Annotated in this window: 11 protein-coding genes; 4 read left to right on the forward strand and 7 right to left on the reverse strand. The window is 47.4% G+C overall.

Annotation, left to right across the window (positions count from 1 at the left end; translation table 11 throughout):
* Positions 1–225 precede the first annotated feature (225 nt).
* The 5 genes from ACG3M1_RS19150 to ACG3M1_RS19170 all read right to left on the reverse strand — a co-directional run bounded on the left by ACG3M1_RS19150 (position 226) and on the right by ACG3M1_RS19170 (position 9,814).
* Positions 226–3,522: an ATP-binding protein gene (locus tag ACG3M1_RS19150; RefSeq protein ID WP_395814418.1), complete on the reverse strand. Its 3,297-nt coding sequence runs from the start codon at positions 3,520–3,522 to the stop codon at positions 226–228.
* Complete coding sequence (locus ACG3M1_RS19155; RefSeq protein WP_009270551.1) at positions 3,458–4,126, reverse strand: DUF4194 domain-containing protein; 669 nt, start codon at positions 4,124–4,126, stop codon at positions 3,458–3,460. The genes ACG3M1_RS19150 and ACG3M1_RS19155 overlap by 65 nt, the downstream gene beginning before the upstream one ends.
* On the reverse strand, positions 4,123–5,547 hold the full coding sequence (locus tag ACG3M1_RS19160) for a Wadjet anti-phage system protein JetA family protein (RefSeq protein WP_002605793.1): 1,425 nt from the start codon (positions 5,545–5,547) through the stop codon (positions 4,123–4,125). Before ACG3M1_RS19160 ends, ACG3M1_RS19155 begins: the two co-directional genes overlap by 4 nt.
* 312 nt (positions 5,548–5,859) lie before the next feature.
* Positions 5,860–9,108, reverse strand: coding sequence for an ABC transporter permease (locus tag ACG3M1_RS19165; protein WP_008816715.1), 3,249 nt, complete (start codon positions 9,106–9,108; stop codon positions 5,860–5,862).
* Position 9,109: 1 nt separating this feature from the next.
* Positions 9,110–9,814: an ABC transporter ATP-binding protein gene (locus ACG3M1_RS19170; protein ID WP_002605795.1), complete on the reverse strand. Its 705-nt coding sequence runs from the start codon at positions 9,812–9,814 to the stop codon at positions 9,110–9,112.
* 312 nt (positions 9,815–10,126) lie between these two features.
* On the opposite strand from ACG3M1_RS19170, the gene ACG3M1_RS19175 reads away from it, so the two are divergent.
* From ACG3M1_RS19175 to ACG3M1_RS19185, 3 genes are read left to right on the forward strand one after another with little or no spacing between them, the layout of a single operon-like run.
* Positions 10,127–10,459: a PadR family transcriptional regulator gene (locus tag ACG3M1_RS19175; RefSeq protein ID WP_008816714.1), complete on the forward strand. Its 333-nt coding sequence runs from the start codon at positions 10,127–10,129 to the stop codon at positions 10,457–10,459.
* Positions 10,449–11,129 (forward strand): hypothetical protein, encoded by a 681-nt coding sequence (locus ACG3M1_RS19180; RefSeq protein ID WP_008816713.1) that lies wholly within the window; start codon positions 10,449–10,451, stop codon positions 11,127–11,129. Before ACG3M1_RS19175 ends, ACG3M1_RS19180 begins: the two co-directional genes overlap by 11 nt.
* Positions 11,126–11,902, forward strand: coding sequence for a pentapeptide repeat-containing protein (locus ACG3M1_RS19185; RefSeq protein ID WP_008816712.1), 777 nt, complete (start codon positions 11,126–11,128; stop codon positions 11,900–11,902). The genes ACG3M1_RS19180 and ACG3M1_RS19185 overlap by 4 nt, the downstream gene beginning before the upstream one ends.
* A gap of 218 nt (positions 11,903–12,120) precedes the next feature.
* Here the strand turns inward: ACG3M1_RS19185 and ACG3M1_RS19190 are convergent, their stop codons facing one another.
* Together ACG3M1_RS19190 and ACG3M1_RS19195 are read right to left on the reverse strand one after the other, a co-directional pair.
* Positions 12,121–14,139, reverse strand: coding sequence for an EAL domain-containing protein (locus ACG3M1_RS19190; RefSeq protein ID WP_021420720.1), 2,019 nt, complete (start codon positions 14,137–14,139; stop codon positions 12,121–12,123).
* A complete protein-coding gene (locus ACG3M1_RS19195) occupies positions 14,102–14,323 on the reverse strand; it encodes a GGDEF domain-containing protein (RefSeq protein ID WP_008816709.1) in 222 nt (73 codons plus the stop codon). Before ACG3M1_RS19195 ends, ACG3M1_RS19190 begins: the two co-directional genes overlap by 38 nt.
* Before the next feature lie 226 nt (positions 14,324–14,549).
* On the opposite strand from ACG3M1_RS19195, the gene ACG3M1_RS19200 reads away from it, so the two are divergent.
* Entirely contained in the window at positions 14,550–16,517 is a 1,968-nt protein-coding gene (locus tag ACG3M1_RS19200) for a penicillin-binding transpeptidase domain-containing protein (protein ID WP_008816708.1), read from the forward strand.
* The last annotated feature ends 2 nt before the right edge of the window (positions 16,518–16,519 follow it).

Here is a 16,519-nt window from a genome sequence, read left to right on the forward strand (position 1 = left end):
AATGTGTTTTCCATCATGAATTTCATTTTTATTGAAAATAGGAGCAAACTGTTTCTACATATATACGGTTCACACGCAATGCTTACTTCCATACAAGACTGGTCCGCTCTTTCTTCATAAGGTATAGAAAAAAGGAAGCCGAATTTCTATTTTGCAGAAAGGAATCCCTCTGCCGAATCCGGCTTCCTAAGCATCTATTTACAGATGGCTTTTGAGCTGTTTTTTTTATACTTCTTCCTGTCTCATTTCCGAGTCGGGGATGGCTATGTTTTCTTTCTGACTCCATTTCTGAACGGTGGAAACCCGCTGGCCGTTTTTCTCATCCGTTGTCGCAATCAGCGTCGCATCCGCAACCTTGCTCAGATTGGATATCTTATCCGTCGGTGTTACGATAATTGCCTGAAAGCCGAGTGACTTCAACAGGTAAATGCATTCCTCGATTCGCTCATTATCCATTTTATCGAAGGCCTCATCAAAGATTGCCAGCTGCAGACCGTCGTTTCCTGCATCATATACGCTGAACAGCGATACCAGTACAGCGACATAAAACGGTGTCTGTGTTTCTCCACCGGAGCTGGAGCCGATCGTGGCACGCAGCGAGTTTCCGTTTTCCAGAATATCAAATTTCAGATAGGTGGTGAAGCGGGAAAGCAGCTGAACCTCTTTTTGCAGCTCCTGATACTTTTTGGGGTCCTGCATGGAGGATAAGGAAGAAATTTTATCAAACAGCTCATGAATCAGCTCCTCATTTTCCTCATACACCTTCGTGTTCAACAGATTGTGCCCGTTTAATTCCTTGTTGGTGATCAGATTGTAATACTCACGGTAATCCTCATTGCAGGTACACACAAATTCATAGCTGGAGCGGCCGAATTTATGCCTGCGGATAGAGCGGTTCAACCGGTCAATCTGCATTCGCACATTTTCGATTTTACTATTGAGCGCACTAAAGAAATTATTCTGGAAGCACTCATATGCCTTCTGCTGTGCGAGGCGGCATTTATCGATATAGTCCTCAACAATATTATCCGAATGCTTTTCATATTCCCGCTCATAATCATCGCATAAAAAATTCGGGTTGAGGGCAATGCGGAAGGTATCATTGTAATGTGTTTTTTTCGTTATCAGCTCCAGCTTGGAAATTTCAACACGGCTGTTCAGCTCCCGCAGTGCTTCCTCCAGCTGTTTCTGTTTCCTGCGGATACCGTCTGCCGTGGTGATTGCCCCGATTGTGTCCGGTATGCCTTGCTCGGGCTTTTTCGCTTCCTTAACCTGCTGCTGAAGCTCCTGTATACGTGCATTGCAAAGCTTCATATCCCCTTCCAGCTGACGGCGCCGGCTTTCCTGTTCCACCTGCAGCATATACAGTTCGTTTTTCTTTTTCTTTGCCTCATCCAGTTTTTGATCCAGCAGCAGAAGCTCCTGCAGGGATTCCGGTGTCTGAGCGTCACGCAGCTCTTTGATCTTTTGTTCCAGCTGCTCCACCTCTTTGGCCTTGCACAGTCCATCCTCCAGCTGACGGATAAAGTCATCACTGATAACGGTTTGCAGCTGTACCGCCTGCAATGTCCTTGTGACTGTTTCCAGCTTGCGGCAGGTGGAGGTGAGCTTTTGCTGGCGGATAATCAGCTCCTGCAGCTGCTTTTCTATGGAATCGGCACCGATAAAGGGTACCTTATACAATTCCGGATTCATATGCGACACTGCATAGCCGCTGTATAGCATACAGTCGCTGGTGATGCTTACCGGATAGCTTCGCAGTGTCTCCTCCGCTTCACAGCATACGACTCTGCCCAGCAGATATTCCACATAGGGGCGCACATCCTCGCGTTCCACCTGCACGCAGTCATACAGTGTTTTTGCATCGGGACGTTTCCCCGGCTTTGCCTTTGCGATATCCACAATGGAATAGGTATGAATCTTTTTTTCTTCCTTAATGGAGCGGTAAATGCGATAGGCATCCATGAAATATTCTGCCTCAACCACCAGATTCAGCTTCTGGTTATGGATGTAGCCTTCGATCGCATTTGTCCACGCCTCCTCCTGAATGCTGAACAGGTCTGCGAGTATGCATACCTCTACCGGTTTTCCCACCTGCTGATAAAGCCGTTCCTCCAGCTCCTGCTTTAAAACGAGCAGCTTTTTCGGATATGTCTTTTTCCCGGCTTCCAGCGCACGGCGATTTGCCGCTAGCACCTCCTGCTCCTCCCTGCATGTCTGCAGACTGTTTTGCATGGTTTGGCGCACCGTGGACAGGGTATTCTCGATGTCTCTCATCTGTCGCTGAATATCCATATAGGCTTCCATGTTAAACGCAGCCAGCTGCTGTGCCGCATGCACGGACCTTTGTATAGCCAGCTTGATTCCGGACAGATCGAAGTCCTCCAGCTGCAAGCCGTCATAATCCTCGATTTCCTCCAGCTGCTCTATCTGTTCCTTCAGAAATTCTCCCTTCGTAACCAGCTGCTGCTGAACGGCGGTCGTATCTCTTTGCAGGGTGTTTCGCTGCTCCAGATGCGCCTGTATCTTTCGTTCCAGAATATCTGCCGCATTATCCCTGCGTGCATCCCGTAAGGCTTCCATGTTCTGTTCCAGCAGTGCCCGCTGCTCCTCGGTTTCCCTTGATTCCTTTGTCAGCTTCTGATAGCTCTTTGTATATACCTCATATTGCGCGGCTGCCTCATCATGTTCCACCAGCATACCGTGATATACAGCTGCCTTTTGCTCCACACGCAAGTTCGCAACACGCTCCTGTTCCCCGCATATATCCGTATACTGTTCATGGATCAGGGAAAGCTGGGCCTTTTTCTGCTGTACCGTTTCCAGCTGTTCCTTCATCTGCCGGTAATCCTGAATTTCCTCCTGCATCTCTTCGAGATTCAGGTCTTCTTCCTCCTGACAGATATTTTTTACGATGAATTCGGAAATATTCATCATCGGTGTGTATGCAACTGCCATTTTAAAGACATCGAAAAACCGCTGGTCCTTGATCAGCATGCGCTGACGGAAATAGTTTTTGTAATCCATATGTGTGGTAAAGGAACGGCAGCTGCGATCCTGAAAGCTGGCCAGCAGCTTCTTCATACGACGGATATTGAATACCGTTCCCTCATCCGTAAAGCAATGCCCGGGAATCGGCTGATTCATCATATAGTAGCAATGCTCCATGTCCCCCCGCGTAGGCCCGTTTACGTCAAATACGATACCAAAGCAGTAAATTCTATGCTGTTCATCCTCAAATTCCATACACAGATGTGAGCTGAACATCCCTTTATCACGCTTAAAGGTACCATCCTTGTATTTGCCCTTCAGATATCCCATCAGATCACGGGTTGTTTTATCATTTGCGGATTTATTGAAAATGGAATTGTCGGTTCGACCAAGAATAACCAGCTGCATGGCATCAATCAGCGCTGACTTTCCCTCTCCGGTTTTACCGCTCAGAAAGACGATATCCTCAAAGCTCAGGATCGTCTTCTCGTAATACAGCCAGTTGACCAGCAGCATTTTCTTCAGCTTCATCGTCTTCCTCTCCTTCCTCATTACGCAGCTTCATCAGAATTTCCTCCACCCGCTTCGGTGTGAGAACACAGGTGATATAAGGCAGTACCCAGATCAGCTCCTCATCCCCCTGTGTGTATTTCTGAAGAATATTCAGTCTTTGCAGGGACTGTAATGCCGCATGGATGTATTGCATCGAAGGCCTTACGCTTACCATCGCATGCACATCCACCAGCAGCTGCAGCAGCTCATTGACAGAAATACGTATGGTGAGAGATGCATCCAGCTCCAGCATTTTCTCCTCATAATAATTACGCAGAATCAGCAGAAGCTGCGTTTCCAGCTTTGTCAGACGATAGCGGCAGCTACAGTCCTCCCGCTCATTGACCAGATAAATCATCCCCATATAAGATGAACGCTCCCTGCACAGCAGCCATCCCGCATAGCGGAGATATTCCTCAAAGCAGTCCCAGTGATCATGGATAAACACATAGTCTGCATTTCGTTCCTTTTTCTCAAACTGTCTGATTTTCGCATACTGGTAAATGCAGTTTTCTGCCAGTAATATATTGACGATCCGTCCGAATTCCTCGCGGTCCTTCAGATCCAGTTGTTCTACCTTCATTTTGTTACCTTCCTTTTAATCAACAGATTGGGATAATGGAAATCCCCTTCTGTAATCCCTTCCGTCTGATTCGGAATCAGGGTTGCCTGCACATCCATTTTGCGGTCTCTTCCATATACATACACCAGAATGGAGCGGATATAGTCATCCATATCCTTCACCCCGATATCCTTCAGCTTTCCTACCGCTTCCCCATGCAGCTTCTCTGCATAGTAAGCCGATATGCTTTCACGGGTAAAGCGAGCGTAGCGGTCAAAGCCAATGCGCTTTTCAAGCTCCTCCTGATTCTGGGTGCTCTCTTCAAAGGTGAAGGTCATCACTTCCCGCTCATCCCTACGCCTGCGTCGTTCAAAGGTGTACACCTCATCACGCTCCATGTAGCGGGTCTGCTGGATATTGATGGATTCACTGATCTGCTCACACACTCTCTGCGGCTCTTCCTTCATATGATGGATCAGTTCCACCAGCTTTCCCTTTAACCCCTGATCACTGTTGCACAGATACATAATTTTCTGCTTTGCCAGTCTGCGGTAACCCGCGTCGCTGTCCACCAGCTGGGCAGTCAGCGTTTCCACGATATTCAAATCATTGTACATGGCATACAGCATTTCCTCGATATGCTTTTTTGCCGTATCACGGCTGGCAACACGATAGTGACTTACCGCACTGTCTACAATTTTCTCCTTGACTGCTTCCTCCTGCAGAAGGGTTTCCAAAATACCTGCGACCGGGTTTTTAAACCGTTTTAAGCTGTCCTCCACAAGAGTTGGAAAAACATAGCCCTCCACAATATCACCATAATAAACATCAAAGAAATCATGATAGATTTTCGTTGATGCCTTTTTCACCTGAATCGCATAATAATCCCGTATTCTGGCATTGGTCTGTTCCAGTGTCAGAATCAGCTCCTTGAAATCGGCATAGGCATTACGGATATGCTGATAGCTGTCTTCTATTTTCACGGGATCATCCATATCCTTCAGGGAGGCATGGATGCGAATCAGATAGCCGATCTGTTCCCGTTCCTTGATAATATCATTCACGAAGGAGATGAACACCCGGCTGTGATAGGGCAGAGACACCATTTTTTTCATCGTATCCATATGCAGATCGACATTGATCCAGGTATGCTTCTCAAACAGCCGTAACAGAAACTGGATATCCCGGTCATAAACATCCTTCTCACTGCGCAGCTCATTCTCGATATCGCTGTATTCCGCTTCCTCCTGAAAGTCGATTTCATATTTTTTATCCTGCACATAATCTTCCAGTAAATCCTGAAGCAGGGCACGCTCCATACTCATGGTCTGATTGCGATAAATGCAGTCATGAATCTGCAGAAGCAGATCCACATAAATATCCCGGTTCTTCGATACCAGTATGGTAAAGAAGGATGGATCCATTTTCTCAAATAAGGACATGCAAGCCCACCTTTCAAACATTCGTTCCTTTATTTTACTATAAGCGAGGTAAAATATCCATGACTTTAGTGTATCGCAGAAAAGAAAAACAGCAGCTCCCTTCAAAAGGAAGGCAACTGCTGTGAAATGCTGCACATAACTATTTTTCAAATGTCATCCTATGTGGGACCAGGTCTGTCCGGCATCCTGCTTATGCACTGCTCTGGGACGCATGCAGCAGTATCCAAAATATGAGGTTGCGGATATATCAAACACCTCTTCCACCGATTGTATACCCGTTTCCCTGCATCTGTGAGTGTCTTTTTTCAGCTTCTATTCCACCGATTTCAGGGATTCCACCATCGGTATTTTTTTCAGCTTGCGATACATTACCAGATTCACAATGATGGCGAACACCATCGTGATTGCCACGGAATACAGGAAGGAAAGCTTTTCGATATTTCTTCCGAACATCACCGTATCCAGCTCTGCCAGCGACATAATCAAGGAGTGCAGGACGATTCCCAGCACCAGCCCTGCCAGCGCACCGATCAGTGTCAGAAAAATATTCTCTCTGTATACATAGGCACTGACCTCCTTGTCATAAAAGCCCAGTACCTTAATGGTCGCAATCTCACGCAGTCTCTCCGATATATTGACATTCGTCAGATTGTAAAGTACGACAAATGCCAGCAGTCCGGCTGAGATAATCAGTACAACAACAATGAAGGAAAGGGATGCAATCGTATCCTGGAAGGATGCTGCAATTCCGGAATAGAAGGATACAGAATCAATGGTATCCTTTTTCATAAAGGCATTTCCCAGCGCCTGTTCATCCTTTTCACTGCTGTCCCGCATGATGGCAAACATGCCGGTACTTTGCGGTGTCTTGTGATAGACACTCTTATAATAGGAGGGTGTCATATATACGATATGCCCCACATAGTTCTCTGTGACAGCCGCAATTTTCACATCCTTCTTTACACCGTCCCCATTGTCAATCGGGAAAGTATCGCCGACCTTCAGATGTTTATCCTTGGCGATTTTCTCTGTGATAACTGCTCCGTCATTGTTTAAGCTGATCGCTTCATTGGAGCCGCGCTGACGCAGGGAGATATACGTATGCAGGCTTTCCACATCCTGAGGAACATACAGGTCGATTCCCTTATCCTCCCCCTCATCCGCATAGAAGCCGTGATATACCGCCATAGCAGTGGCAGACTTCACACGGGAGTCCTTTTGCAGCTCGTTCAATTCCTGTTCCTTCTGGCTGAGCGTATCCTCACCTTTATATGTCATGGTGACATCAAATTTGAAGATATCCCCATACTGCTTCACCGCAATTTCCCCGATGGAATCCTGAATACCAAAGCCGGCTACCAGCAGGGCACTGCAGCCGCTGATTCCAATCACCGTCATGAGGAAACGCTTTTTATAGCGAAAGATATTCCGCGCGGTCACCTTGTAAATAAAATTGAATCGCTTCCATATAAATGGAATACGCTCCAGTAAAATCTTCTTACCGTTTTTCGGAGCCTTGGGACGCATGAGGAGGGCCGGCGTTTCCACCAGTTCCTTATAACAGGCCGCAAGTGCTGCAGCTACCGTTATCACGGAGGCAAGCCCGATGGCAAGGGCCGCCAGTCCGATATCCGCCTGCAGCTGAACATCCGGCAGTGTATACATAATTCCCCAGGCATTGAATATCACTGTCGGGAAGACAATCATGCCAATTACTGCCCCGCAGATTCCACCAAGGATACTGGCAATCGCCGCATAGGCTACAAATTTCATCGCGATATCCGGCTTGGAATATCCCAGTGCCTTCAGGGTACCGATTTCCTGACGTTCTTCATCGACCATACGGGTCATCGTCGTCAGACATACCAGAGCCGCAACAAGGAAGAAGAACAGCGGAAACACCTTGGCGATTGCTCCCATGCGGTCCGCAGCACTTCCATAATCCATATAGGAGTAATGCGAATGGCGGTCCAGTACATACCATTTCGGCGTTTCCATGCTGTTGATGTCTTCCTCTGACCGATCCAGCTTTTCCTTTGCCTCCTGCAGCTTGGCAGCACCGTCCCTTTCCTGCTTCTCAAGCTCCAGCTTTCCCAGCGCGATTTCCTTTTGTCCGTTTGTTATCTTATCTTGTGCGGCCGCACTTTCCTGCTGTGCGCTCACTCTGGCGGATGCCAGCTGCTGCTTTCCCGTCTCAATCTGCTGCTGGGCAGTCGCAATCTGGGTTTCGAGTGCATGCAGCTGAGAGGCTGCCATGGTTACCATTTCCTGCATTGTTGATATCTGTGCTTCCAGCATCGTTAATGCAGGAGAAGCAACCTGCCGCGAGGTTTCCAGTGCCGCCTTTTTCTCCTGCAGCAGCTGTTTATCCAGCTCTGTTAGATTCGGATCCTGCAGCTGCGTATCCACTTTGGCAAGTTCCTCATCCAGTGAGGACAGCTTTGCTTTGGCTTCCGCTATCTGCTTTTGTATCTGCGGCAGATTGTCATCCAGCTTTTTCTGCTGCGCGTCCAGATAGCTTTTCGCACTGGAGTACTGAGATTTCAGCTGGGACAGGGTCTGTTCACTCTGCTGCAGCTGTGCTTCCTTTTCCTGTATGGTTCTTTCCGCACTGCTTTTCTCTGCATTCAGGGTGGCCTGTCCAACAAGCAGTTCATCTTTTGCATTCTCCAGCTTGTCCTTGGCATTTTTTATTTCTGTCTCATATTTCTTTTTATTCTTCTCATATTCCTTACGACCGGCTTCCACCTTGGCAAGGGCTTCCTTTTTGATATCGTCAAAGCGCTCCTGTGCACGCTCCTCTCCCAGTGCTGTGATTGTGGTCTTTTTGGGATCGATGATATCGAAATAAGCATCCGCATAGGAGTTGGGCTTCTTTGCGCCGTCAACCGTCACATACACCTCCGTATAATAGGAGGATTTGAAGTTGGTATCCGGAATCACCGCATAATTATCAATACTGCCGCTGCCGATGGCGGAGCTGCCCTTTTCATAGGACAGATAATACGGCATCGTTACCTCTCCGACGATTTTATAGGTTGAGCGCTTTAATGACGCATCCAGTTTTTCGTCCGTACCGCTCGCAAAGGTTATCATTTCTCCGATTCTGGAATCTGCTCCCTTGATGTTGGTGTATTCGATGACGCATTCATCCGCTTTCCGGGGAAGCCGCCCCTTGATCAGCCGCATCTGATTGATATAGTTTTCATCCTCTGCCTTCGCATTCATCGGATAAGACAGCAGCTTGTAGACACGCTGCTGATTGTTATGCGTATTGAGTACATCCATGCTGTAGCTGCCATACACGCCGGCCACTCCATCCACCTGACGGATAGCGGAAACATCCTCCTTTGTCATGCCGATGGTCGACATAATCTTCAGATCCATGAAATTATAGTCATCAAAATAAGTATCCGCAGTATTTTTCATCACCGGTACACTGTCCCGTACTCCGGCGAAGAAGGCGACTCCGATGCCGACGATGGCAAAGATGGAAAAGAAGCGACCGAAGGATTTGCGGATTTCCCGCAGGGTATCTTTCAGAAGGGCTTTCTTTTTCATATCAGTATTCAATCCTTTCTACCGGTAAAGGATGCTCATTGATCGTGATGCTGTCAATTTTTCCGTTTCGTACCTTGATTACCTTATCTCCCATGGCAGTCAATGCCAGATTGTGTGTAATCACTACAACACTGACTCCGCGCTGCCGGCAGGTATCCTGCAAAAGCTTCAAAATCTGTTTTCCGGTATTGTAATCCAGTGCCCCTGTCGGCTCATCACACAGCAAAAGCTTCGGATTTTTGGCAAGTGCGCGGGCAATTGCCACACGCTGCTGTTCTCCACCGGACAGCTGTGCCGGGAAATTGGAGGCACGCTCCTTCAGTCCGACAGCTTCAATCGTTTCATCGATATCCAGCGGCTGCTTACAAATCTGAGTGGCCAGCTCCACATTTTCCTTTACAGTCAGATTCTGCACAAGATTATAAAACTGAAAAACAAACCCAATATCATAGCGCCGGTACGTTGTCAGCTGCTTGGCATTAAATTTACTGATTTCAGTTCCATCCACAAAAATATTGCCGCTTGTTGAGGAGTCCATGCCGCCAAGAATATTCAGTATTGTGCTTTTACCGGCACCGCTGGCTCCTGCAATTACTACAAACTCCCCTTTATCAATGGTAAAATCCACACCGGCAAGTGCCTGGATTTCCACTTCCCCCATTTTATATATCTTTTTCACATTCTGAAATTCAATATAAGCGCTCATACCGGTTCCTTCTTTCTGTGCTTTTCTATATTATACTAGAAATATATCGGAGAAGACAGCCATTTTCCATAAAAGCTGATGCAAAGTTTTCGCTGATGATACATTCATCCCCAAAGGGCACCTGGTGGACAAGTGCGAGGAAAGGCAGAAGGATGATGCGGTGAGGTAAAGTGCAGCGATCATGCAGATGAAAGAGACACGTTCCCTCCGTATAACAACGCTGAAAACAGAGAATAGGGTCTTGACGGATGCGCTATCTTGTTTTACAATATAGCTGTAACTTGTATAACAAGATAGTGAGGAGGTGACGCCATGCTGCCAAGTCAGATGATGAAGGGTATTCTGGATAACTGTATCCTGATCGTGATTGCACAGGAGGATACCTATGGGTATGATATTTCGCAAAAGCTGAAGAGCTACGGATTTTCCAATATATCGGAGGGTACGATTTATCCGCTGCTTCTTCGACTGGAGAAAAACGGATGTATCAACAGTGAATTTCGCAAATCGGCTTACGGCCCCAATCGAAAATACTATACCATTACAAAAGCCGGTCATCTGGAAATACAGGATTTTATGAAGCATTGGAAGGAATTGCAGCAGGGTGTTGCCGCTGTGATGGGAGGATATGCATATGAATCGTAACATGCGAATGCTGCACAAAGAAAATAATCGTCTGGATAAGACTTTATGTGAAGATTACCAAAGGCTTATGACAGATATCGTATGTTATCTGCGAGGTGCCGATATCAGTGAGCTGCAGCAGGAAAAGGTCCGCTATGATTTGACACTGATGCTGCTGGAGGCACAGCAGCGCAATGCACCTCTGGATGAGGTGTTTCCCGAGGATTACAAGGCATTCTGTGACACGGTTATCAAAGAGCTGCCGCCGCGCTCACAGCTGGAAAAGCTGCGGGAGCGTTTGCAGATTGTCTTTCTCCTGATTGCCATTCTGGGCGTTATCAATCTGTTTCTTTCAAAGGACGGCCTTCATGCATTGCTGCAGCTCGATATACAAAGCACCTATCCGCTTTCCTTATCAACACTGCTGCTGGATATCCTGCTGGGCATAAGCGCCGTATGCATTGTGCAGTGGATTTGCCGCAGCAGCTTTGAAAACGACGATAAGGCAGTAAAACGGCGGTTGCTGCTCCTGTGGCTGTTTACATTATGCATCAGTGTTGGCTGTATGCTGCTGTTTCAGAATATCATCGTGCTGCGAATTCCGGTATGGCTGTTTGTACTGTTTTGCTTCAGCTCCTATCTGCTGTATCTGGCTCTTGCGTTTTGCAGCTGTAAGGATGTGGCTTCATGATTCTCGAAGAACTGGCCCTATATGCAGACTGTTCTCTATGCAGGGGACTTTGCTGCAGAGCACTTTATTTTTCAAAGCTGGATGGTTTTCCGCAGGATAAGCCTTGCGGTGTATCCTGCAGCTATTTATGCAGCGATCATACCTGCAAAATTCATCATGAGCTGAAGCAGAAGGGCATGAAGGGCTGTCTTGGCTACGACTGCCTGGGTGCGGGACAATTTGCCGTTCAAAAGAATGTACCTGCGGACCAGGATATGTTTGCAGTATACAGAAAGCTGTTTTCCCTGCATCAGATGCTCTGGTATCTCGGGGAAGCACTGCTGCAGAAGGAAACTGCTTCCTTCCATGGAGAATTGCAGGTGCTGATTCAAACACTGGACACGGTACGCAGACAGCCCTGGAGAAAGGTACTTACCGCTGATATCGACTCCCTGCATGAGCAGACCAACCGCCTGTTAAAAAAGACGATGCAGCAAAAGCAGCTTCGGCATCCTTATCCTCATAAGCATCCAATGGGAAAGCGGTTCACCAATAAAAGACTGCGAAGCACGGATTTCAGTATGAAGTCTCTGCTTGCCGCTGATTTGTCAGGCTGCGACCTGCAGGGCTCCTGTTTTCTGGGAAGTGATATGCGGGACTGCCGCATTGCCGGCAGTGATTTGCGTAATTGTTTCTTTCTGACCCAGATGCAGCTGAACACCGCCATCGGTGACAGCTTGACAAGGCTCCCCAATCACCTGCACATACCCGCCCACTGGAACACGGTATCATAAAGCGGATGGCGTCAAGAAGGAAAGCCGATGCCTGATAAAACGTTTTTCGCACCTTGCCCTGTTATCTTTCTTTGGACATGCGGAGATGCTTTTATAAATGGCAAACAGGAAGTCTGCTTCATCCTGAACGGATATGTTCCGTACCCGGATGTTCACATGACTTCCTGTTTTTTTATCTGATTTCCATAAAAGCTGCAGGCAGCATGGCAGCCTGCCATCTACCGCAAAAGCTCCTCCAGTTTCTCGGGATGCATCGGTTTTCCAAAATAATAGCCTTGAATATCGTCCAGTCCCATGGTTTTTACCTTCTCATATTCCGCCTTTGTCTCCACACCCTCCAGCAGAACACGAATATTCACATCATGGCACAATCTGACAACAAACTGAATAAAGGTCGCATCAAATTCACTGTTTAAAATATCCTTAATGAAAATCCGGTCGATTTTCACAATATCCGCAGGGGAATTTTTCAAAACACCGAGAGAGGAGTATCCGGTTCCAAAATCATCCATGGCGATACGCACACCGATGCTTCGTATCTCCTGAAAGATCGCCTGCAGCTCCTCACTGCTTTTCACCATATAGCTCTCCGTCATTTCCACAATGATATTGCGGCTGGGAACATGGCACTTCTTCAGCGTTTCCTTCATGAATGTGATGAATCCTTCCTCATACAGCTGCAGGTAGGATAAATTCACACTGACACAGAAATCCGGACACTTTTTCAGCCACGCTGCACATTGCCTGAGGGCTGTTTCAAATATCCATTTACCGATGGTGAGTATCATCCCGCTCTTTTCCAGCAAGGGAATGAACACCACAGGCGATACATTGCCATACATGCTGCTGTGCCATCTGGCCAGTGCCTCCGCAGCGATTATACGGCCGCTGTCTGCCTCCACCTGCGGCTGATACTGCAGGGAAAAGCCTTCGAAATCATGTTCCATGCTGTAACGCAGCTGTTCCAGCATATCCAGCTCCTGCAGCTCTGTTTCCGACATTTTCTTCTCATAGAACGTCAGTCTGTTCTTACCATTGCGCTTGCTTGCCTCCAGTGCATAACCGACGTTCTTCGTCAGTGACATCATATCATCGCCATCCTTTGGAAAGCAGGCACAGCCGGCAGAAATCGTGCAGTGGTATTTCTTTCCGTTCAGAATGCGCTGATGCCCCAGCTCCTGCTGGAGCCTGTGATAAAAGCCGGCAATCTCGTTGGAATCGGTACAGCTCCTGAGAAGAACGATAAATTCATCACCATCATTGCGGTACAGCCTTGCATATTCCGGAAGAACAGACTGGATGATCTGCGCCGTCTTGGCCAGCACCTCATCTCCAAACTGGTGATTGTACAGCTTGTTGATGCTGGAAAAACCATCCAGATCCAGGATCATCATGAAGAAATGCTCCTCCTTGGCAACCATCATCTGCAGCGTATCCTCCAGCTCATATTTGTTAAACTGACCGCTCAGATAATCGATTTTATTCTTACGTCCCAGATTGGTGATAATGCCGGCAAACAAAACCGGCTGTCCATCCTCATCCCGCTCCACATGACCGCGGCATCTGAGCCACACCCACTCGCCTCTGCAGTTTCTGGCACGATACTCCACATTGTGAAAATCCACACGGCCATCGGCAATTTCCTGATTCCCTTCCAGAAATATCTTCTGGTCTGCCTCATGAATTCTTGCGCCCCATACATTGGCAGCATCATGCACGATTTCCGATGGGAGATCAAATTCCTCAACCATGGCACGGGAATATCGGAAGCAGGAAGGGTCCTCCTTCATATTGCATACATAGATATAATCATCGCTGCTCTGCATCAGGGCACTCAGCAGCAGATCCTTATCATAGGAAAACTGGCGCACCTCCTCACTTTCATGGTAAGGGCGCAGCGCAAAGGCTTTTCTTGACTGCTCCAGATGATAGCGGCGTTTTGACAGATACATTTCATCATCTGCACGCATAATGATTTTTTTCACTGACAGCTCCATATCCGCCATGATCTGTGTAATTCCGAAGCAGAAGCCCATGGTATAGGGAAACTCCCTGCTTTCTTCCTCCAGTTCATTCAGAATTTGATCCAGCAGGTTGCGTACCTCTTTTTTGGAAAGCTGTTGAAAAACAAGGAGAAACTCATCACCGCCCAGACGGATTGCGAAATCCCCGGTCTGCAGACTGCTGCGAGTTTTTCCGCTACCCTTTGCAGGATCCGATCCCCTCCTGATGTCCACAGCGTTTGTTTATGGTATCCAGATCATTGATATCCAGAAGGACCGCAAGAAAGGAGGTACTCTGCGCTTTGGCTGTACGGATACAGGAATCCAGCAGCTCCTCCCCTGCCTCCTTATTCCACAGAGCAGTGAGATGATCATGCTGTATGTCCGCCTTACTGTTTGCCTTGCCTTTGCTTTGCATAGACGTCACCACCTTTTTGTTTCTTCTTTCATTGTACAACAAAAAGATGACGAAACAAATCAAAAACTGAGAATTCTGCCATATACTAGAAAGAAAACCGGCAGAGTAGGAACCTCACTTAATTTCTTACAATTTATGGAAGGTTCTTTGTAAAGGTAAAACCGGCATGGAAATGCTTACCTGACCATGGTAAAATAGAAACATAAAATGAGGAGGTGCTTGCTTTATGACAGATAAAAAGAAACTCTGGGGGATCGCCGGTATCGTTGCGGCAGTTGCAATCGTTGCGGTTGCGGCGTATTTCTTATTCAGCGGCGGTTCAAAGCCGGAGTCCGTATTGCTTTCCTATACTGATCTTTTGAAAGAAGGCAAATACAAGGACATGTATTCCCTGATCAGCAGCGACGCGAAAAAGAAATGGAAGGAAGAAGATTTTATTACGCGAAACAAAAATATTTATGAGGGGATCGACGCATCTGATTTCTCGATGGAAATCAAAGACAGTTCGGATACAGGGGATGACGGAAGCGAAATCAGCTATCATGTTCGTATGAAGAGTGCAGCCGGAACCATTGATTTTGACAATAAGGCGACGGTGGTTAAGGAAGATGGTGATTACCGTATTGTATGGGACAGCACGCAGATATTTCCGCAGCTGCATGATTCGGATAAGGTGAATGTGTCCGTTACCGAGGGGGAAAGAGGATCGATTCTTGACCGGAACGGAAAAGCACTGGCACAGCAGGGAAGTGTATTTCAGGTTGGCCTGATAGCAGGAAAGCTGGGAAATGAGGCGGATACGGTTTCTGCCATGGCCAGAGTTCTGGATGTCAGTGAGGACAGTATCAAAAAAGCACTGTCAGCCTCCTGGGTACAGGATGATATGTTTGTACCAATCAAAACGATCACGGCAGCGAAGCGTGCGGAAATCATTGAGGGGCTTCGAAAAATTGACGGTGCCTTTGTACAGGAAACCACCGGACGCGTGTATCCGTATGGCGAAATGACAGCGCATATCACCGGATATGTGCAGAATGTCACCGCTGAGGATTTGGAAAAGCATAAGAAGGAAGGCTATACCGCAACCAGTATCATCGGTAAGAGCGGTCTGGAAAGTATTTATGAAAGCAAGCTGAGGGCAGTCAGCGGCTGTAAGATCATCATTTTGGATGAAAATGGTGATCTGAAGGATACCGTTGCCGAACAGAAGGCCAGAAACGGTCAGGATATTCGTACGACCATTGATATCGAAGCACAGCGCTCCGCATACAATCAGCTGAAGAAGGATGCAGGAAGTGCGGTAATCATAAATTCCCATACCGGTGAGGTTCTGGCAATGGTCAGTACACCGGCTTATGATCCCAATGATTTCGCAATGGGCATGGATAGCAAAACATGGGACTCCCTGAACAGCAACAAGCAGAAGCCGCTGTTGAACCGCTTTGTTTCCACCTATTGTCCGGGTTCTACCTTTAAGGCGATTACCGGAGCCATCGCTCTGGATTCCAAGACGATCACAGCGGAAACCACCTTTGAAAAAACAGACAAGTGGCAGAAGGATTCCAGCTGGGGAAAGAATTATGTAACGACGACGCAGTCCTATGCAGAGCCAAGCAATCTGAAAAATGCCTATATCTATTCCGATAATATCTTCTTTGCACAGGTAGCGGATAAGATCGGTGCAGAGACATACACCAGCTATCTCGATAAAATCGGATTCCGCAAGCAGATGGATTTTCCGTTCACAGTTGCGAAGTCCACGTATGGGGATGAGCTGGAGAATGCACAGAAGCTTGCGGCAACCGGCTATGGACAGGGTGATCTGCTGGTATCCCCGCTTCATCTGACGGCCCTGTATACCGCCTATGTCAATGACGGCAGCATCCTGCAGCCATATCTGGTATATGAGGATGGAAAAGCAAAAACCATGGTGAAGAACGCGTACAGCGCAGCTACTGCGAAAACAGTGTTTGAAGACCTGCAGGCTTCCATGTCCGGATATGGGGATAACCCTACCAAAGCAGCCGGGAAAACCGGTACTGCACAGGTGAATCACGGGGAACAGGAAATCGGCTGGCTGAGTGCAGTCAATGATAACATAGCGGTTACCGTTATGATTGATGATACCAAGGATATTGGTGAAAGCCATTATGTCATACCGAAGGTGCAGAGTATTTTAAACGAGGTTAAATAGTA

Source organism: Clostridium sp. 10cd* (assembly GCF_044336395.1).
GTDB lineage: Bacteria > Bacillota_I > Bacilli_A > Erysipelotrichales > Erysipelotrichaceae > Clostridium_AQ > Clostridium_AQ innocuum.